Here is a 21756-nt window from a genome sequence, read left to right on the forward strand (position 1 = left end):
AATTTTTACATTTTGCTTGAAATTATTCTGGAAAAACTAAACCTCTATTAATTATTCCGCGGTCTCTCTCGTTGGCGGGTTTCGTGTCTACTTTTCCTGTTTCTAAACATTTAAAGATAGCATCACGATAATATTCGTATTGCTGCTTTCTTTTTTGTTCTTCTGCTGGAAGACCAATATTTAAGTCTTTACAGATAGCTTCAAAATTATCAAGAATTTTTACTATTTTGTTTTGTATTTTAAGAGATGGTAAAATCAAATTAATATTTTTTAAATCATTTATTCCTATTGTATTGACTGTACCTTTTTTTATTATTTTATCTATTTCATCTTTATTATTTTTCAAGTAATGAAAAATATATTTACTGTTGAATATTTCAGAGTTTGGTTTTATTACAAAACATTTATCATTTAATCAAAAATTCGTTTTTATGAAATTAACGTAACCCGCAGTCCCTGCTCTTGAAATGGTTATGCTATTAGCTAAATTATTAAATTTATCTACATATCCTAGTGGTTCAATTCCGCCGCTTATTATTGGATAAAGACCATTTTCTATAACATCCTTTTTTGTTATTATTTCTCCTACTTTTACATCAGATAAAGAATCTAAATTTATTTTAATATTTTCAAAGATAAATTGGAGTACCTTAATTATTCCGCGGTCTCTCTCTCTCTCTCGTTGGCAGGTTTCATGTCTACTTTAGCGGTTTCTAGATATTTAAAGATAGCATCACGATAATATTCGTATTGTTCTTGTCTTTTAACTTCCTCAGCAGGAAGTCCGATATTTAAATCTTTAAGAATAGATTCGAAATTATCAAGGACTTTAACTATTTTATTTTGAACCGAAAGAGCAGGTAATGTAAATGATTTTTCTGCAAATACAGATATTCAATGTCTTTTGTGTTCTTTTGATGATTCTTCTGAATTGCGGATGAAATTTAATCAATAATAAAAGTATTTAATATTAATATTGCTGTTTTTAGGTGTCAATATCTTTATAGCTGAAGATTTAATTTTAAAATCAAAATCTACTCATTTTAAATCTGTTGTAAAATCATCGAAAATTATTACAGGATTTTCTTTGCTTGAATGAAAAATATTTTCTTTTTCATCTGTATACCCTAAAATGAATTTTTGATTAGCAGTTAAAACGGGAGTTTTAAATTCAGGATTGTATTTATCACTTTTTACAATAAATTTCGTTGGTTGAATATAATCAATGTAATCCTTTACTTTTGCTATATTTGATTTTATTCCACTGATGCTTGCATCATTTGACAAATTGTTGTGTGACAACAATTTGTCTCTATAAAATTTATATTGCTCGTCCCCCGCCTTCAGCTCCGCTGAATACTCGGTAAATTTGTCAAGAATTTCAACTATTTTGTTTTGAATTTCAAGAGGCGGAATAGGTATTTCTATATTTAAAATACCAGGCATATATGGGTGTTGAATCCCGCTTCCTCTATAGAAACTGAAAAGAACATCTTTTATTGAGTGGAAAAAATAATAAATAAATTTTGTATTTAAAACATTAGTGTCAAATGATTGGCAAATTCTATTATCACTTGTTATGAATTTCCCTTTGAAATATTGAATATGCATAGTTGAAGAACCGCCAGGAATTGCCACTATCTCTTGATCATAAATTTGGTTTTTATATTTTTCAGAAGAAGTAAAAAAGTTAGATGGAAATGTTGTAAGAATTTTTATATCACCGTTTTCATCTTTTAAATTTTCGATATCTTTAGCAAATAAATATTCATATTTAACATTATTTTTTATTTGTTTCTCTTTAGATAAACCTGTGAATGTTTTGTCTCAAATAGTCACTTCATACAATTTCTTTTTAACAACTTTAGAATTGTTAGAAGCTAACTCTTTTTCCATTAACTCTTCAAATAACTTCATTAATCTTCTCCTTCGAGTTGAGCAATGATTTTATCGATTTCGTCACGTAAAACAGCTTGACGGGCAACAATTTCTTTAAGTTCTGCATTAAGTTTTTTAATATCTATAACTTCTCTTGTATCTTCTTTTTCAACGTAAGAATTAACAGAAAGATTGTAATCGTTATCTTCAATTTCTTGTCTTGTAGCAACTTTACAATAGTTAATAACATCTTTTTTATTGTTGTAAATTTGCAAAATATCCTCGATATTTTGCTCTGTTAATTTGTTTTTCTTTGTTATTTTGACAAAGAAGTTTGATGCATCGATAAATGTAACATTTGAATCAAATCTATTTTTCTTTAACACCAAAATACATGTTTCGATTCCTGTTCCGAAAAATAAGTTATCAGGCAGCTTAATAACAGCTTCAACATAGTTGTTTTCAACTAAATATTTACGGATTTTTTGTTCAGCACCACCGCGGTACATAATGCCAGGAAAACAAACAATAGCAGCAGTTCCATCTTCAGATAAATTATAAAGACTATGTAAAATAAAAGCTCAATCAGCTTTTGATTTAGGAGCAAGCACGCCAGGTCCTTGGTAGCGAGGATCATTAATTAATGTTTTATCATCATTTTCGTTTCAACTAATTGAATAAGGTGGATTAGAAACAATAACATCAAAAGGAGCATATTCATCTCCTTGCGGATGAATTAAAGTATCATCACAATAAATTTTGAATTTATCAAATGGAATATCGTGTAAAAACATATTGATCCGACAAAGGTTATATGTCGTAACATTCTTTTCTTGTCCGTAAATTCCATTTTTAATATTTTCAGTACCTAAAAGTTTAACCGCTTGTAAAAGTAATGAACCTGAACCAGCACACATATCGTAAATTTTCTTAATTTTAGTTTTATTACCAATAGCTAATTTAACAAGCAATTTACTTACTTCTTGCGGAGTAAAATATTCACCTCCACTTTTACCTGCATTTGAAGCATACATCCCCATCAAATACTCGTAAGCATCACCAAAAAGGTCAATTGTATTATCTTGTAAATTACCAAGATTCATACTTGCGATACCTTTTAAAAGCGAAGTCAAGGTTTTATTTCTTTTAACTACAGTATCACCTAATTTGTTGTTATTGACATCAAAGTCTTGGAATAAACCTTTAAAATCTTCTTCGCTAGCTTTTCCACGTGCTGAATCTTCAATTGAGCGAAAAATTCGCTCAAGTGTTTCATTAAGATTTTCATTGTTTTCTGCATTTTTTGCAACATTAGTAAAAAGATCAGCTGGTTTAATGAAAAAACCTAAATCATTAGCTATTCCATCAATTGTTTCTTTATCTATTTCTCCTTGATATAATGCATAATCGAAATCTTGATCATCTTCTTTGGTAGATTCATTAATTTTATAAGTAATTTTTTCAGATAAAAATCGATAAAACATTCCACCTAGAACATAGTTCTTAAAGTCTCATCCATCAACGCTACCTCTTAGTTTATCAGCTATATTTCAAATTGTTTTTTGTAATTCACTACGTTCTAATTCTTTCTTGTTGTCCATTTTATCCTCTCCAAATCTTCAAATTCATTATAAATAAAACAAGCAATAAAATTTTTACATTTTACTTCAAATTATTCTGGAAAAACTAAACCTCTAAATTTATCAAAAAGTTGTTTGAGTTTTTCATATACTTTTTTTCTTTTTGGATTTCTGTTTTTATTGAAATAATTTTCTTTAATTGTTTTTCCTAGACCAGGGCCTTCAAAGCGTATTTCGCCGTTAGCAAATGAATCGCTCATGTAAGTTTGTGTTTCATTTTTGTAAAGATTCATTTCTTCAATAATATTTGTTAGTTCTTTATTATATTCTTCTTCAGTATATTTATTTCAATCGTCATTAATTTGATTTTCAGCTTCTTCTTCACTATTTTGTTCATGCAGTGAGCTATTTTCGACATTCATCTTTTCAATAAATTTAAAAATAAGTTCTTTTTTGTTTCTTAAGGATGAACTTGAATCAATTGAACGTTCAATGTTATGTTGAATGTCTTTTGTATTTTTCTTTTTCAAAATATCACTAGAAACTATTTTCAGAATATAATCGATATTAATTTCATCTTGTCTAACTAGTTCAAGTTCAATAACAACATCATCGATGATACTTTCTTTTCCATCTCTAATTGCTTTTTCATTTTCTTCAGAAATAACTCATTGACGTGAACTATAGTCTTGAAGTGATCTCTTATCTAAAAAAGTTTCCTCATCTTCTTGAAATTGATCAAACGATTTAAGAATATTTCTAAGACGTAAAACAGATCCAAAAAGTGAAATAAATTCTTTCTTGTTTTCTTTAGTTAATAAAACTTCATCCAATTTTTGTGGATCATCAATCGGAAATTTTGCTTTAAGCTTCGTTGTTAATTCTTTATATCCTTCGATTTTTTTATTTGTTATTTTATCAGTATAACCCTCAATATAATCGCTATAAGTTTTTAGAAGCACAATTTCTTTAGTATTTTTATCACCAAAGAGTGCAATTGCTTCATTCGTTTCTTTTGAAATATCTCTAAAAGTTACAATGTTTCCATAGCTTTTGATTGAGTTTAAGATTCTATTAGTTCTTGAAAACGCCTGAACAAGTCCATGTTGACGCAATGGTCGATCTACTCATAAAGTATTTAATGTTGTAGAATCAAAACCGGTTAAGAACATATTAACAACAATTAAAATGTCAATTTCTCGATTTTTCATTTTAAGTGATACATTTTTATAATAATTCTGAAAACCATCTTCGCGATCTATGCTATATGATGTGTTGAACATGTAATTATAATCATTGATCGCTTCTTGTAGAAAATCACGATCACTTTTTTGTAGATTAACAAATTTTGTAAAATCTTCATCATCAAATTCACCAAATTGTTGAATTTCTTTATTTGGAGCATAAGTAAAAATAGTAGCAACTTTCAATTTTTTGTCTTTTGCTTTGATTTGTTTTTGGAATTCCAAGTAATATTTTTTAGCAAAATCAATATTTTCTACTGCAAAAATAGAATTAAAACCACGAAGAATACTTGATTTTTTGTTCTCTTTAGCTTTAGGATTTTTAGTTAGTTCATTTGTGTTTATTAATCTATCGAAAAGATATTTTTCATGAGTTTTGGTTTTTTGATCATAGTGTTCTAAAATATACTCGACGATTGCTGATATTCTTTTGTTTGAGATACGAACTTCATAAGTGTCTATATTTGTAACTTTTTTATCTGTTACTACGTCTTTGAGTTTGATTGTGTTTACATAATCAACTTTAAAAGGTAAAACGTTACCATCATCAATTGCATTAACAATTGTATATGTATGAAGTCTTTGTCCAAAAAGATCCTCGGTAGTCAAAGCATTATTTGCATGATCGAAAAAAATTGAGTTTTGACTAAAAATCGGTGTTCCTGTAAAACCAAATAAATGATATTTTTTGAATTTTTTAGTGATTGCTTTATGCATTGCACCGAATTGTGAGCGGTGACATTCGTCAAAGACAAATACTATATTTTGATTGTAAATTTTAGCACTATCGTATTGCTTGATAAAGTTGGATAATTTTTGAATTGTTACAACAATAACTTTTTTATCTTCTGCATCTGAAACATCAGAATTTAAAAGTTGAGCAAGATCTTTAGTGCTCTTTACTCCAGCAGCAAATTCATTTGAAAAACGTTTGTATTCGCGAATTGTTTGATAATCTAAATCTCTACGGTCAACAACAAAGAGAATTTTGTCAATTTCAGGAATTTTTTGAATCAGTTCTGCTGTTTTAAAAGAAGTTAGTGTTTTACCGCTTCCGGTTGTGTGTCAAATATAACCACCAGCTTGGATTGTTCCTTCACTTTTTTCGTATTTGGAAGTAATAATTTTCTTGATGATTTTTTCTGTGGCCGTAATTTGATATGGACGCATAACCAAAAGCATTTTATTAGAGTCAAAAACACAATATTTAGTAAGAATATTTAAGATCGTGGTTTTTGTAAAAAATGTCTGTGCAAAATCGATTAAATCATGAATTTTATTATTTTTCTCATCTGTTCAATATGAAGTAAACTCAAAAGATTGTATATTTTTTCTTAAAACTTTTTCATTTTCTAATTGGTTGGTACTTGAAGCTTTTTTAGCTAATTCTCTAGTAGTATTTGAATAATATTTAGTGTCTGTACCATTTGAGATTACAAAAACTTGAATAAATTCAAATAGTCCACTCTCACTTCAGAAACTTTCTCTTTGATATCTTTGAATCTGATTAAAAGCCTCCTTAAGATTTGAACCACGACGTTTGAGCTCTAAATGCACAAGCGGAAGACCGTTAACCAAAATTGTAACATCATAACGATTTTTATATGTTCCGTTATTAGCTTGATATTGGTTAATCACTTGTAAACGATTATCATGAATATGTTTAGCATCAATAACTTTAATGTTTTTTGAAGTTCCATTATCTAGTTTGATGCTAAATTTTCTAATTTGCTGAATAATTTCAGTTTTATCTTTAATTCCCTTTTTACTTGAGGAAATTTCATTAAAAAAACGATTTCATTCTTGCTCACTTTGGAATTTATAATTATTTAGTCTTTCAATTTGTGCTCTTAAATTTTGAATCAAAGCTTCTTCATTATCAATTGACAAATATTCATATCCTTGAGATTTTAAAATGTTAATAAAACTTTGCTCTAATTCGACTTCGGATTGATATTTTTGATCTCTTTTTTTGTTTCTAATTAGAGAAATATCAGCAACAACCGTATCATTGTTACGTTCCATAATCTGTTTGTAGTTTTGCATATAAACTTCCTACTAAATATCTTTTCAATATTATTTTAGTAATTATACAAAATTTAACGTCTGTTCTTTTATTGAGTGTGCAAAGATTCGTCAAAATTGTTAAAAAGTTAAAAGAAAAAACAGCATTGAGCTACATTTGCTTATTGCTGTTTTTATTTGAATTTGATATCAATAATAATTGGAGCGTGGTCGCTTGTTAAATTTGCTAATGTTAAATCAGTTTTATCACTTAAATTTTTCTTTGCTGATTCTCATTTTTTAATGTCATCTTGTTTGTCTCAAACTTTAAGATTATAAAGTCCTACAATATCAATTTTGAATAATGCATCAGGATTTTGATTGATATTTTTGATACCAAAATCTTTATATAATCACTTATCATATGGATTTGCATATTTACGTTTAACTACACCGTTTTTCGATTTACTTAAACTTGTATTGTAATATTGATCATTTAAACGGTTTTCAAAATCAGTATAAGCACTTAAAACACCATATTTACTGAATGATTCGAATATTTCATTTGATTTTTGGTATAAGTTTGTATCACCACCAAAAATAATATCAATGTTTTCATTTTCTTTTGGTTTAAAGATTAATTCATAAACACTTTTTGCCTCAGTAATTTCTTGTGTACCATTTGGTTTGTATTGCGAGTCTAAAACTTCTCCATTTTTTTCATTAGCCCCTGGTGCGTCAAAGTGAGCGATTGAATAATAAAATTTATAACCGTTTTCTTTAACTTTAAAACGAGCTAAAAATGGTGGTCTAGTGTAGATATTTTTAGTTGTTACATTTTCTTTAAAATTATCATATTCAACTAATTTTGAATTATAGAAAATTGCATAATTTTCCTTTGAATTAGGGAATTTCGGATTTACAACACTATCATTAACAATAAATTTTCAATCTCCTCCAAGTAAACTTTGCATATCTTCTAAGTCGCTCACTACACCACTTTTGCGGTCTTTGGGGTCAATATAATTAATTTCAGTAAAACCAACCACAGTTGCGTTTGAATATTTAATTGCTTTAACGATATTGTTAATTTTTGGTAACAATTTCTTTGAGTTTTCATTACCACCAAAGTTCAAAATATTTCAATTCATCACACGAATTGAATCTTCAGCTAGAGGGACAAAGTCTTTAAATTCAGGTACTAAAGTACTAGGTTTTTTAGTTTCTTGAGTACTTTTCTTAAAAAACTTATCATATCCAAAATAAGTTGCTGTCCCAACAACTCCTAAAGCGATTAAACTGCTAATTAAAGAAATTGCAGTATTTGCTTTTTTATTTCTTCTCTTTTTCATTTCGTTCCTTCCGAGTTTAATATCAATTATAAACGTATTTACAAGTTATAAAAGAACTAAATTTCCATAAAAATAACACATTAAATGAAATTTCATTATATTTTTCAAAACACAATATTACCTGTTTTATAATTAAAATATTAATATTTATAATTTGCAAAGTAGGTAATAATGAGTAAGAAAAAAATTCTCTTAACAATTGCTCGTGCTGGGATTATTTCTCTTGCTGTAGCTGTCCCAAGTGTAGGGGCTTCTGGTTGCGGAGAAAAACAAAAACCTGGGGACACTCAAGCAGAAAAAATAGAAAAATTAAACAGTCTTGGTGTTGAATTTGACTATAAAAACAAGGAAAAAATATTTCCAAATGATTTTGAAATTCAAAAATTGACAATCAAAATTGCTCCAAATGATCTAAATGCTCAAGTAATCGATTTATCAGTTAAAAAATTTAACGATTCAAGTGTTGTGCTAAGTTATAAATTAAGTTCTGATAATTTAACTAGCGAACTAAAAGAAGTAGAAATTAGTGGTTTTTTAAGTCATCAATATATTGAAGAAATGCAAAAAGAATTTGCAAATCTTAAGTTTGAATTTGATTATACAAATAAAACAGAAACAACTTTAAACCAAGTTCAAATCGATTCGATTACACACATAAATTCATCAGCTCAAAGTGATTTTCTAACTAAATATAAGGTCCAAAAAGAATTTAATTTTGTTTTATCTGATTTAAAAATTGTCCAAAAAGACTATGCTAATGATGCTTTGGTAATTTCATATTCAATGTCAATTAATAAACCGGAACTTCAACAATTCCTTCAAAAACAAAAATTAAATGCAACAATTCGAGGTTTTAAAAATCAAAGAGACATAAGCGAAGATGACTTAAAACAAGAAAAAAATCGTTTGAATTTGTTAAATTTAACTTCAGAAATTACAAACACAAAAATTTTAGCAAGTGATATTAATTTAGATAATTGACATTCATATTTTTCATTAAATTTAGATGACCAAAATGCTACTTTTGAAGTTAGCGAAATTAGCGGATACGATGATTATAAAGGTTTATTAGAAATTAAATATAAGTTAATTTCAACACGTAAAAACTTTAATAAAGTCGAATCTGATCTTAAAAGTTTAATTATTGGTGAACAAACAAAACATTATTTAAGTGAGCAAGAGCGTATTGACAATTTAAGTGAACATTTTAAAAAAGATACTTCATTAATTAGTCTTAATACAAATATTGATAAACATCAAACTCAAGCAAGTTATATTTCAACTAGCGATTTTGTTATTGATGAAGAAGTTTTAAAAAATAATCAAATTGAAATAATTGATTTTATTATTGATCAAACCAACAATTCTACAGGTGAATTAGTAGTTACATATCGAATTAAATCCACTCGCGCAAATTTAGATACCATTACAAATCAAAATATTTTTGTAATGTCAGAAAATAAAAATAGTATTGAGTTTGAAAACTTTTTAACTGATCAAGAAATCGAAAACCAAAATCATTATACTGTTCAAATTCGTGCTAACAGCGATCAATTAAACAATTTACCAAGTACTATTGCTAATGCTAATGACTTGAATTGATCAATTAGCAGTGCTAATAATAATTGAGAAATTATTCAGGATAGCAAACAAATTCTTAGTGCAAATGATAAAAATGGTACTTTAACTCTTTCTTATAGCGTCCAAAACAATTCTACTAATGAAATTAGAAGTGATTTGACTTACACTTTAGAAGGATTTTTGAGTGAGCAAATTCGTTTAAATCGAATCTGAAATTCTTTAGAAGATAACGAAATAGCAACAATCAAGGATGAAAGTTTAAACAAATTACCATCACAAATTATCGAATCAGACTTAAATATAATGGATTTAGTAAATTCTAATGCTGCTATTAAATTAAAAGAAATTAGTGCTTATGATGATCTAAATGGTGCCATTACATTGAAATTCGAATTAGTTTCTACTAAAGAAAACTTAAGTGATGTCTCGAGTTCAGTGCAAAAAACAGTTCAAATTTTGAATTTAGATTCATTGCAAAAACGAGAATTAATTAGACTAGAAAATATTAAAAATAACTTAGTTGCAAATTATATTGATAAAGCGAACATTTTACCAATTGAAAATAACCTCCAAACTAATCAAATCGTCTTTAAAATTAAACGTGAAAATGAATATTTTGACTTAAACCAAGAAAAAGTGCAAGTTGAACCTGAAAGCATTCACATTTATATTTATGATGATTTGAACGGAAAAATTAAAATATCATATATTCTTAAATCATTGCAGTATCCTAATATTTTAATTAGTGTCGATGAAGATTTAAGCGAAAATAATGATTATGATAAAATTACTGGTTTTAAAACAGAACTAGATCGAATTAACGAACTTACTAATTTAACTATTACGTATCCAAATCAATCACAATTACTACCAAGCGAAGTGCTTGTTTCATTACGTAATTTAGAAGTAAATTCAGAACTATGAATTAACTTAAATGACATTCAAGAACAAAGTTTTGATGATAATACCGGAGAATTAGTGATTAATTACAAAATTCAATCACAAAAATATCCGCAATTAATCACTCAAAACTATCAAAGTGCAACCTTAATTTTTGATTCGTGAAATAAACGTGCACAAATTGAGAAGAATCGTTTAAATGAAATTGCATCTAATTCATCAATTCGTAAAGCTTTTGCGTTTGCAAGAGAAAATCAAAGTAAAGAAAATACCAAAGCTTCACAAGTGCAAATTCAAGATATTGTTGCGACAATTTATCCGCAAAATGATGCAAATATTGTAGTTACAAACATTATTAGATCTGATGATGTTAATGGTGTTCTTGAATTTGAATATAAATTAGTTTCAACTAAAGATAATTTAACAAATGTGGAAAGTGATGTGCTTCAAGACTCAATTAGTGGTTTTTTAACTCAAGCAAGCTCAGAACAAAGAGCTAAAGAAAATGAAAAACAACGAATTAATGAATTAAATGTAACAATAGATTATCCAAATAAAGAATCAATCCTAGCTTCGCAATCGCAATTGGATCAATATTTTGTGATTGAAAATGATTTAGAAATTAAACTCACAAATGTCCAAATAATTCAAAGTGATGATTCACAAGGATGAGTACTAGTGAATTTTAACCTTGAGTCAACCAAACCTGAATTTGCTAATTCAGGAATTATTAGCAATGTAAAAGAATTTAAAGTAACTGGTTTTAAAAAACAAATCAATAAAGAAGAAATTTGAGCAAAAGATCAAGATAAACTTAATAATGCTACACCGACTTTTGAGTATCCACAAGCTTCGCAAACATATGCTGAAAATGCTGATGTACAAAATATTGTATTTAATGACTTACCACAAGATAGTAGTGTAGTCAATTTAAGAATTCTAAGTGCAAGTACCGAAAATCGTACCATCACTTTTGAATATCAATTACGTAAAATCAGTGTTGAAAATAAAGAAATTTATTCAAATCTAAAAAATGGCCAAATTAGTGATTTTAAAGAAAAAACTTTAGCTGATCGTGAACAAGAATTAAGAGAAGCATTAGATCGAAGTTACACACCAAATTTAAGTACTTCATTAGCGAAAAATCCAAATATTAAAGTCTATGCTTTAAGTTTAAACCTTAAAAATGCAAATTATTATCTAGACTTATCTAATCAAGAAGGTGCGAATTTAGAAGTTAAAAATATTCAAGTTTCACCAGAAAATTTAAACGAAGCAGTAATTACTTTTAGAGTCACAAAAGACGACTTAGATTTTGAATATCAAAGAAATTTTGTGTCACAAAATGATATTGAAAATCGAATTAATAAAATTAGTTATCTAAATCTTGATCAATTATTCGAAATCAATTACAAATTACTCAATTTAATTCACGACCAAAAAATGTTGCAAAATGAAGAGTTGAAAAAGTTAATTTTCCGTCCAAAATACTCGAAATTAGAAAGTTTTTTTGATTACTCAATTGATCTTAATTCTTTAGAAAATACCTTTAGCAAAACACCAAGAAACGTCAGAGCAAATGATTCAAGTAGTGCAAGAGTTGAGCGTGAAGTTTATCAAATTGGTTTTAAAGCAAATGTGCAAGTCTCATATAAAGGAAAAATACTTAAAACTCTTGTTAATTTAGATGCACAAATTAAAAACAACGAAGGCGATCCAAACAACAAAAATAATACTCAAGTTTACTTTGGTCAAGATGCTTATAATGTAACATTTACACCAAAAGAAAAATTTTTAAACCGTGCTACTATTAATGAAGATTATAAATATGGAATTGCAGCGTATTTTGCATCTGAAGCAAATCGAATTGCTCAATCAAATAGTAAATATTCTACTTTAGATTTAAGAAGATTAGCAGCAAATGATGATTTAAAACATGAATTATTCAAAGAAGTTATTTTGGATAACTTTGATGTGGACTTAGATGGATGAGATTTTGTCGGATTTTCTGATTTTATTCCAGCAAGTGATACCAACAAATTCTATATTTATAATACTGTAACTAATCCAGTTGAAAACTTGCAATATTTAGTGTTCATCTTAAAACTAAGCAAAGATGGTAAAACTATTGAATTTCCTTTTGTGTGAGATTCATTCTTAGCACCAAAAGAAGTTAATGCACTATATGCATACAATTTAATTAAAAACAATCAAATTAGTGAAATATTTAGAGATATTGAATTTGTAAGTGACAAAACACATTCACACTTACTTGCTTCACAAGTGTGATCTGAATTTAACAATTTATACAAATTACCAAGTTATGGTGAGTACTCAATTGGACTAGTTCCTGAAGAAAAACGTGACCAGCAAACATTTAAGTCAGATGATTTAAACGGAATTGCATACTTACAATTTGGTCTATATAAAAATGGTGTCTTTCAGGAAGACATGAAAACATTTGTTTATACACTACATGGTGCTCGCAAATTAGACCGTGGTGATATTAGACCGGCAAATGGTGAATGATTCACTGATGCAGATTTTCAAGGAAATTCTTTTGAAGCTCCTGAGCCTAACATTATGACTAAAATTAATCAAATCAACAGTACCGATTTTGAATACAATCTCACTCGTGATAGTAAACGTTTACTAGATCCGGTTCTACTCGCTCGACAAAAAGCTTACGATAAATTAAATTATTTATTGAGATTTAACTCACCGAGTGCGGTTAATAATGCTGCTGAAGTGTTAGTGTTAGATTCAATTCATGATCCTAACGACCAAGAATCTGCAGTAGATATTGAAGTCGATTTAAAACCAAATTACTTTATCTATTATTATGATGTTCAAGCAAATTATAGTGACACCAATAAGGGAACACTTTCGTTTAAATTAGGATTCATTAATAAACAAAACACAAACATTCGTTATAATACACAACATCGCATTGAATTACAAAATTTAGTTAATGATTATGCTCTAGATGCCTATAAAGAAGCGTTATTGAATAACATTACACTCAATGATTTACAAATTAATCAAACCTTAGTTCGTTCAATGAGTCGCGATGATTTCTTTAGTACGGTAACAAATAATACTTTAGCTAATAATTTTATTAATGTTTCGTCTGACCTTCAATACCATGATAAAACCATGAAACAATTATTTGGAACGAATGGAAAATACAGATTAAGCAACGCGTTAAAATTAGATGAATTTCCTGATTCTGTTTTTGTACGTTTAGCATATTCACCAAGCGAATTTACTCAAAATGATCAAATCAAATCAGATACTTGATTTGAAATTAGTAATTTTAATGATTCGATAAATGCATCGCAAGATTTTAATTACAGCCAACTTTTAAACCGTCTTAGCGTGCAATATGGAATGAAAAAAGTTTTCTTAAATAATGCAAAAATTTTACGCCGTAGACGTGTTGAATTCGACTATAAAGATGTAATTTTTGACTTAAATGAGCAACAAAATGGTGTCGAATGATTATTCAAAAAAGACTATTATGCACCACTTCTTGAACGTTCAAATATTTCAAATGCCAAAATTAATTTGCATTTCCACACAAACATTGCATATTTAGATGAGAATCGAATTAACCGGATTTTAAATCATGATCAAGGTTTAAATGTTACTCTTGATTGAACGCAACTACAAACTTCTGGCAAAATCGTCCAAAATGGAGTAACTCAAAATGTTGGTGGAATACAAATTGAATACCAAATTAGCTTTGAATTAACAGCAGACGGTATTAAATTCAAATATCAAATTATTAATAATGGTACTTACAAAGTATTTGGTCAAAACATCTATAAAACAATGCAAAAATTTGATTTTGATCCTAATAATGCGGTTAAATTCTCTCCAGAAAAAGCTGTCTTTTTCGATTTAGTTTATGGTGCAACAGCAACAATTGAATACATCAATGATCTAGCTAATGAAACATTTAATAATAGTATTAGCAATAAATTTGATTATGCAAATATGAGTTACACATCAGAAAATACACCGCTTATTATTTATAACGATCGTTACAATAATGAAGCATTATTTAAGTATGATCCAAACCAAAACTTACCTTATAAATTTCATGAAGGATATAAATTGAACATGGAAATTATGCATAATTACCAAAATCCGAAAGTTAGAGAACAACTTAACCGTGTTTTAGAAATTAATGGTAATGGTTCAAGCGTTGTGCTTGGTAAAGCAAGTAGTGATCCAAATGAAAAAAGAATGTATGTTATTACGAATAACCACGTAATAAATAATAATGGTTATGTTGAAAATCCAATTCCGCAAGCTTGAAATCACAAGTTAAAATTAACAATTACTTCTAATGGTTTTGCAAATAATGTTGATAGTGGTTATCCGTTGGTTGAATCACCATATGAAATTGAAACACAAGCATTTATCTTTTGAACTGGTAAGAATCAAATCGATAATTCCGCAACAATCACAAATAAAGAATTTGACAGTACAATTTTCCTGATCGATGTTGATCAAATCATTAAAAGTGCTAAAGCGAGCGGAAAATTGGAAGCAGCCTTGTGATACACTAATTTATTAAAATTACCAAATCTTAACATTAATGACTATAGTAAAGATAATATTCACTATAGCGTCGATCACTTAAATTCAAGTAACAACAGTACTTGAGAAACTAAAGCTGAATATTATACTGGACATCTTTTTGTTGGTTTCCCTGCTAAGAATCAAGGTGGTTATATTGTTAACCGTAGCAATATAAATGACAATCGTGAGTTCTTTGGTGCTTCAAATCAACGTAACAAAAACTTTACTCCAATTTTCGTGCGTGGTGGAAACAGTGGTACCGGTGTAGTTGATGCAAACGGTACCTATAGTTCATTAGTTAACTCGGCAATAGGTTGAAAATCATATACTGCGTGATTTGGATACTCAAATATTTTTGAAAAATCAAATAAAAAATGATGAGAATTTAACTACTATGGAACTGTAGAAAAGGACCAAAGTATTTTAGATATTGCTAATATCAACTCAGCAGCATCTAATATTATGAAATTAAATGCTTGAGATCCAACAATTGAGCCCGTTTATTGATTAACTGATTCTAAAAAAATGAATCAAAAATAAATTTTATTCTTCACAATTAATCTCTATCACTAATTGGTAGAGATTTTTTGTATTTTTGTGGCTAATTAGGTGAATTTACCTTAAGTGATTTGGTGATGGCTCGACAAATTAATAAAATAACAGGAATAAAATATGAAATTCTCGATTAGTGTTGCCATTAATGATACAAATGAAAAAATTTTCATATTAGTCAAATTTTTTTGTAATTCACTTTGATTTTTAACTTTTAAGGTTCATTTAAAATATAATTAAAGTGAAAGGTAATCAAAATAAAATTCTTGATTTTGTTTTTGAGTTTTTTGCATATACCAAACCTTTCTAAAATTACGAAAAAGTAAGTTTATTAAAACTAATATGCAATTCATTAAATCTTTAACTAAATAAAAGGAGAATAGTATGAAAAAAATATTTTTGTTATCATTAATTTTACCTTTTGTTTCTATGTCGACAAATTGCGTTATGAACAAAAAAATAGAAGTTAAAACTATTGAAGAAAAAAAGCCTATAAATCCAATTTGACCTCCTATTGTTGATCTTGTTGGTTTATGACATCCCGATTTATCTGATAATAAATACTCGGATGAAAAAGATGAAAATGAACATGATAATTCTTTAAAGCAACAATATCCTGAAAATTTTGATTGATCCAATGCAAATGAAAAAGAAATTATTAATTTTTTAATTGCAAAGAATTTTCAAGATCACTTAAGATATTCAAGTGAATTTGGAAAAATAAGCGATAGCTTGCAATTGAGAATAAAAGAATTGTTAAATAATTCTAATATTAGTTTTAATGTAAATGAATATAATACAAAATTGTTGCACAGAATAACACTTAAAAGAGATGAAATTTTTAATCATTTAAGAAAAATAAACGATATCTACAATGATCAAATTCAAAACAAAAAAATATTCTTTTATTTAGAGCATTATCAAGCAAATACAAATAAAAACATAACTGAAGACTGACGAAAATATGTTACTTTAACAATTAATATTGAAGAATCTGAATTACCAAAATTCTCATCATTTAAAGATGCTGAAGAATTATTTAAACTATTAAACCTTTCTAATATGACATATGATACAAAAGTTGAAAATAATACATTGTATGAACAACCATATGAAATGACAATTTTTACTTTTAAACCTAGTGATTATAAAGTGGCTATCGATGAGTTAAATTCATTTTTTGTAAGTCTTGGTATCAAAGATAAAATTCCATTTAGATTTAAAATTTGAACTAATAAATTAGATTTTCGTAAAGAAAGTTCTGATTCTATAACAAATATTGAAAAAATGACTTGATATAATGCTAAATGATCAATTGGAATTCATCGAAAATTTCTTAAAGATATTGAATGAAGTAAGTTGTTATTATACGTTCCTTTCTTTCAAAAATGTCCACACATTGACGAATTAGTTAAAACTAATTTTGTTTGATACAATGGCGATTGACAACTTGAGGAAATATACAAAAAATCTATTTACTCATCAGATGTTGATTATTGAGCTTGACCAAGATCATGATGATAAAATGAAAAGACTTCGCGCAAATGAAGTCTTTTTTAATTTTAAATTCTTCAAAATCATCAGTAATTTTTGGTTTTTAACTTAGATTCATTTGGTTTAAAAATAAATATTGCGAACATAAAAACGAATGAGTGATAAGTGTAAATAATAAAAAAATATTAGTGTTTTATGATGTATATGAAAAAATTTCATATTAGTAACAAAAACAACTAAATTTAGCAAAAAATTCACTTTTGTCTTTTAAATGAGTATATTTGTGCTGAATCTGAAATTTAATTTACTTAATCAATTAAACTAATTTAATATTTAATATAATTAATTTATGCTTTTAAAAGATAAGATAAAAATGATTTTTTTAACCATTATTACTTTTGGTTTAATTTGAATTAAATGAACAAAAATGAAGAATAGTAATCTTGAGAATTCATTTTATGTTGCAAATAAATTACCATTTAAAATGGAACAATTTTATGCAATTATTCCGAAGGAATCAATTTTAAGTATAAGTAACACACACATTCGTACCAATATCACTGTTGCTGATGCATCTAAAGTCGCAATTGAAGAATTACAAAAACTTAAAAATGTTACCGGTGTAGTAGTAATGTCAAACAAAATTTCACTTGTTTTAAATGAATATGCACCAGTTTTAGCGCAAGAGTTGTTAAAACAAAAAGGAGAAAATAATGTTTAATGCTGATGAAGGACGTTACAAAGTTATTTTAGATAACTTACTTGAAATTACACCAAATGATGCAACAGTTTTTACCACGATTAATAATAAGTACTTTTTCGACTTTTATAAATTCTTTGGTAAAAACGCTTTTAGCTTTATTTATGGTTCAAAAGGATTTAAATTTCCACTACTTGAAGTCAATTTACTTCAACTTTTAAGTCAAATGGAAACTGCTCAAACTTATGAAGAAGTATTGCATTTATTGCACGAGAACGACCAAGATATTAGTGATGGTGCAAAGGTACAACTTCGTAATAATTTTGAAGCAACTAAAAGCAAGATTATCGAAAAGATTCGTGTAGACTTTCAAAAATCAACCTTAAAATGAAAACTCTTACTTAATCGTGCACGTGAAATTAATGACGAAATTAATATTTGACCATTGCATTTAGGTTTTTTATATGTTTCATTAGTAATTGATGATAAAACTTTCTATGCACCGATGTTTTTTAAAGAAGTGGTAATCGAATTTGAAAATGGTCGTCCTTTCTTATTGAGTAACGGTGATATTAAAGTTAATGAAAAGTTAATTTTTATTTTAAATAATGCCGGATTTAACATTCATTTTGATTTTGATTATTCAACTAAAAGCATTAGTGAATTAGTTCACTATTTAGCTAAAATTTGAGGTCAAACTTTTAAAATTCCACAATCAATTCAAGGTCCATTCCAAAGATTTCGTAGCGAAGATATTAAAAACTTAACACTTAATTTCCATCCAGGGATTACACTCGGAATTTTCCTACCATCAGGCGGATACGCTCGTAACAGAATGAAAGAAATCATTGAAAAAAACGAAATTGACAACATTTTTGACATTGAATTCAATAAAAATATTTATAAATATCGGATCAAAAATACCATCTTCGATCCGAGTGTGGGACTATTTAAAATTACTCCAACCAACTATTCACAAGATAAAGCGATTGTGTCCGCACTGGGACAAAATACCATCATTTGAGGGCCTCCTGGGACAGGTAAGAGTCAAACAATTGTTAACCTATTAGCTAATATTTTAGTTTATGGTAAAACTGGGATAGTTGCTTCGCAAAAGAAAGCTGCTTTAGAGGTTATCCGTAAGAGAATGAGCGACTTAAGAATGTTTTGTTTATTTATTCTTACCTCTAAAGATATGCGGAAAAAAAGTTTTTACAAACCAATTAAGGAATATCTAAACTTTTTAGAATACTTTGAAGAATCATACTCAATTAAACCAATTAAAGTTATACGTGATGATGAACGTCGTTGAGTTGATAAGGTAGCTGAAATTGCTGAAAATCCAAAATATAGTGAAATTTTAGAAGCTTATTTCTACTTATATAATAATTTAGATAAGTTAACAAATGACGATATTGACTATATTTTGACCTTACCAGCTAATATTATTTATCCATACACACCAATTAATAATAATATTTATAAATCAATTATGCGTGCAAATCGTGTTAACTTGTGACATTATTTTAAAAATTACAAGAATTTAAGAACTATCGCATTACAAATTGAACGTAACTTAAACGATTTTAAAGGTAGTTTAGCTGAATTAGTAATTAAATTCAGAAATCTTGATCCAAGTGATATTGCTTGATTACGTGAATTTTTAGAGTTATTACCAGAAATGGAAAGTGACGAAAAAACTGACATTCAAATTATTAAAAACATCGTTGGAGAAAGAGTCTTTAATAAAGTTAATAACTTTAGTCCTGAAAAACGTAAATTATATAGTGAATTTGCTGCATCGGTGCGGATTGGTAATTTAGAACCATATAAATTTATTAAACGTTATAGTTCTTTAATTAAAGAGTTATTTCCGATTATTATTGCAACACCAGATACCGACTTAAGTGCTTGACATAAAGAAGAATTTGACTATGCAATTATGGATGAGTCATCACAAATTTTCATCGAAAAAGGTTTACCAATTCTATATTTAGCAAAAACTAAGGTCTTAGCTGGTGATGAAAAACAAATGAAACCATCAAATTGATTTAGAGTTAGAACTACCGATGATTCAATTTTCGGTAATGTTGAATCACTTTTAGATTATGCTCACTCGCTTGGTGTTTATAGCATTTTGCTTGATAAAAACTACCGTTCAAATCACGCGGCCTTAATGACTTTCTCAAGTAAATATTTCTATGAATCATCGCTTGATGTTATCGATTCAGCACACAAAGCAAACAGCGAAGCGATCGAAGTTATTGAAGTAAATGGTGCTTGAGAAGATAACCGTAACGTGGTTGAAGCTGAAGTAGCTATTGACATTGTTGATTTAAACCTTAATAAATATAAAAAGATCATTTTATTAGCATTTAACGCTAAACAATGCGACTATATTACCAATTTAATTTATCAAAACTACTCACATCTTGAAGAAGCTTTAGAAGAAGGTCGCTTAATGATCCGAAACATTGAAAATATTCAAGGTGATGAAGCGGATTTAGTCGTTGCAACAATCGCATATGATAAAAACTCAAAAATTCACTCAACTTATGTTGGACGTCCAGGCGGAATGAATGCGTTAAACGTTGCAATTTCGCGTGCTAAAGATAAGATGGTAATCATTAAAACTATTAAATCAAGTGATATTAATAACTATCACAATTCTGCAGATACTAAATTATTTAGAGAATGATTATTATTCTTAGAAAAAACCAACAACGAACGTCGTGAACTACTTAAAACTTCAGTTAACCGTTACAAACCAAAAGCTCCTTTAAAAATCAATTCAAACTTAGTTGCAGAGGTAAAATCGGTTATTGGAGAAATTATCAAACCATATATGAATGTTAAGATGGTTGAAAATTATCCAGTTGGTACAATTTATATTGATTTAGTTGTTTTAGTCGACAACAAACCATATAAATGTTTCTTATTTGATAACTTTAGTTATGCAAATGATTATGAAGCTTATGTTTTATTTAAGGATTATTTCAAATTCTTAAAATCAAAACACTACGATACCAAAATTTTAAACGATGTAATTTGATTACGTGATAAAAAAACCATTCTAGATTGATTTAGTGCTAGTCAAATTCAAGAATTTTCAGGTGTTGAATTTGCTGCAGAAAACGAAGAGCCTGAAGATTTATTCGAAAAAGAAGAATTTTTAGAAGATGTCGAAGTTAAAGATTCTGAAACCTTGACTAAAGAATGAAAAATTTTCCTAGATGATCAAGATAAAGAAGCTGAATTAGCAAAAGAAAAAGCTAAAACTCAAGCTAAAACAACTAAAAAAACAACCACAACTTCAGCAAATAATAAGAAAAAAAGCTCAGCAAATAGCAAAAGCAAAAATTCATCATCAAACAAAAGTAAAACAACAAACAAAAAACAATAATGAAATTAGAAAAATTCTTTAAGATTTGTTCTAACGAAACGAATATTCGTTTAATTATTCACTTATATTCATGTGATAAAAATGAATGTAATGTTCAAACATTTGTCGAATTGCTAAACAAAAAACAAGCTAATATTTCCAAACACTTTATGGAATTACGTCGACTAAAAATTGTCGATTATGTGCGAAATGGTCACGAAATTTTTTACAAATTAAATGATAATTTTCGGACAAAATTTAATTCATATTTAAGTTTAATCGTGCAAGACCACTGTTATGATAAATTCACTTGTGCTTGTGCTGTTTTAGAAATTCACGCTACAAAAAATGATGAAAATTGCGTTCATGAATGTTGTGATGATGAGTAAAAAACTATAAAATCAAACCTTAAACACAGAATTATTTGGATTCTGTGTTTTTTGTGTTTGCAAGTTAAGTAAATTAGTCGAAATTAACTCGAATTTTACCGTGTTTGCTA

10 protein-coding genes are annotated in these 21756 nt (G+C 27.8%); 5 read left to right on the forward strand and 5 right to left on the reverse strand.

Going from position 1 to position 21756, the window contains the following annotated elements; all coding sequences use genetic code 4:
• Positions 1-22: 22 nt before the first annotated feature.
• The 5 genes from BLA55_RS04365 to BLA55_RS03685 form a co-directional block, all read right to left on the reverse strand.
• Complete coding sequence (locus tag BLA55_RS04365; protein WP_220096406.1) at positions 23-658, reverse strand: restriction endonuclease subunit S; 636 nt, start codon at positions 656-658, stop codon at positions 23-25.
• Positions 655-1917 carry a restriction endonuclease subunit S gene (locus BLA55_RS03670; RefSeq protein ID WP_084107691.1) on the reverse strand — a complete coding sequence of 421 codons (1263 nt, stop codon included), beginning with the start codon at positions 1915-1917 and terminating at the stop codon, positions 655-657. The genes BLA55_RS04365 and BLA55_RS03670 overlap by 4 nt, the downstream gene beginning before the upstream one ends.
• Entirely contained in the window at positions 1917-3479 is a 1563-nt protein-coding gene (locus tag BLA55_RS03675; RefSeq protein ID WP_073372727.1) for a type I restriction-modification system subunit M, read from the reverse strand. Before BLA55_RS03675 ends, BLA55_RS03670 begins: the two co-directional genes overlap by 1 nt.
• A gap of 71 nt (positions 3480-3550) precedes the next feature.
• Complete coding sequence (locus BLA55_RS03680; protein ID WP_073372728.1) at positions 3551-6748, reverse strand: type I restriction endonuclease subunit R; 3198 nt, start codon at positions 6746-6748, stop codon at positions 3551-3553.
• Between the two features lie 152 nt (positions 6749-6900).
• Positions 6901-8058 carry an MnuA family membrane nuclease gene (locus tag BLA55_RS03685; protein WP_073372729.1) on the reverse strand — a complete coding sequence of 386 codons (1158 nt, stop codon included), beginning with the start codon at positions 8056-8058 and terminating at the stop codon, positions 6901-6903.
• A gap of 171 nt (positions 8059-8229) precedes the next feature.
• Between BLA55_RS03685 and BLA55_RS03690 the strand changes: the two genes are divergently transcribed.
• The 5 genes from BLA55_RS03690 (at position 8230) to BLA55_RS03710 (ending at position 21646) form a co-directional block, all read left to right on the forward strand.
• Complete coding sequence (locus tag BLA55_RS03690) at positions 8230-15669, forward strand: MGA_1079 family surface serine endopeptidase (RefSeq protein WP_073372730.1); 7440 nt, start codon at positions 8230-8232, stop codon at positions 15667-15669.
• Positions 15670-16065: 396 nt separating this feature from the next.
• On the forward strand, positions 16066-17205 hold the full coding sequence (locus tag BLA55_RS03695; RefSeq protein WP_073372731.1) for a hypothetical protein: 1140 nt from the start codon (positions 16066-16068) through the stop codon (positions 17203-17205).
• 397 nt (positions 17206-17602) lie between these two features.
• Positions 17603-17896 (forward strand): hypothetical protein, encoded by a 294-nt coding sequence (locus BLA55_RS03700; RefSeq protein WP_157089929.1) that lies wholly within the window; start codon positions 17603-17605, stop codon positions 17894-17896.
• Positions 17889-21278, forward strand: a complete 3390-nt coding sequence (locus tag BLA55_RS03705) for a DEAD/DEAH box helicase (RefSeq protein ID WP_073372733.1) — start codon at positions 17889-17891, stop codon at positions 21276-21278. The genes BLA55_RS03700 and BLA55_RS03705 overlap by 8 nt, the downstream gene beginning before the upstream one ends.
• Positions 21278-21646, forward strand: coding sequence for an ArsR/SmtB family transcription factor (locus BLA55_RS03710; protein ID WP_073372734.1), 369 nt, complete (start codon positions 21278-21280; stop codon positions 21644-21646). Before BLA55_RS03705 ends, BLA55_RS03710 begins: the two co-directional genes overlap by 1 nt.
• Positions 21647-21756: the final 110 nt, after the last annotated feature.

Origin of the sequence: Mycoplasmopsis pullorum, from assembly GCF_001900245.1 — a bacterium.
In the GTDB taxonomy this organism is placed as follows: Bacteria; Bacillota_I; Bacilli_A; order Mycoplasmatales; family Metamycoplasmataceae; genus Mycoplasmopsis; species Mycoplasmopsis pullorum.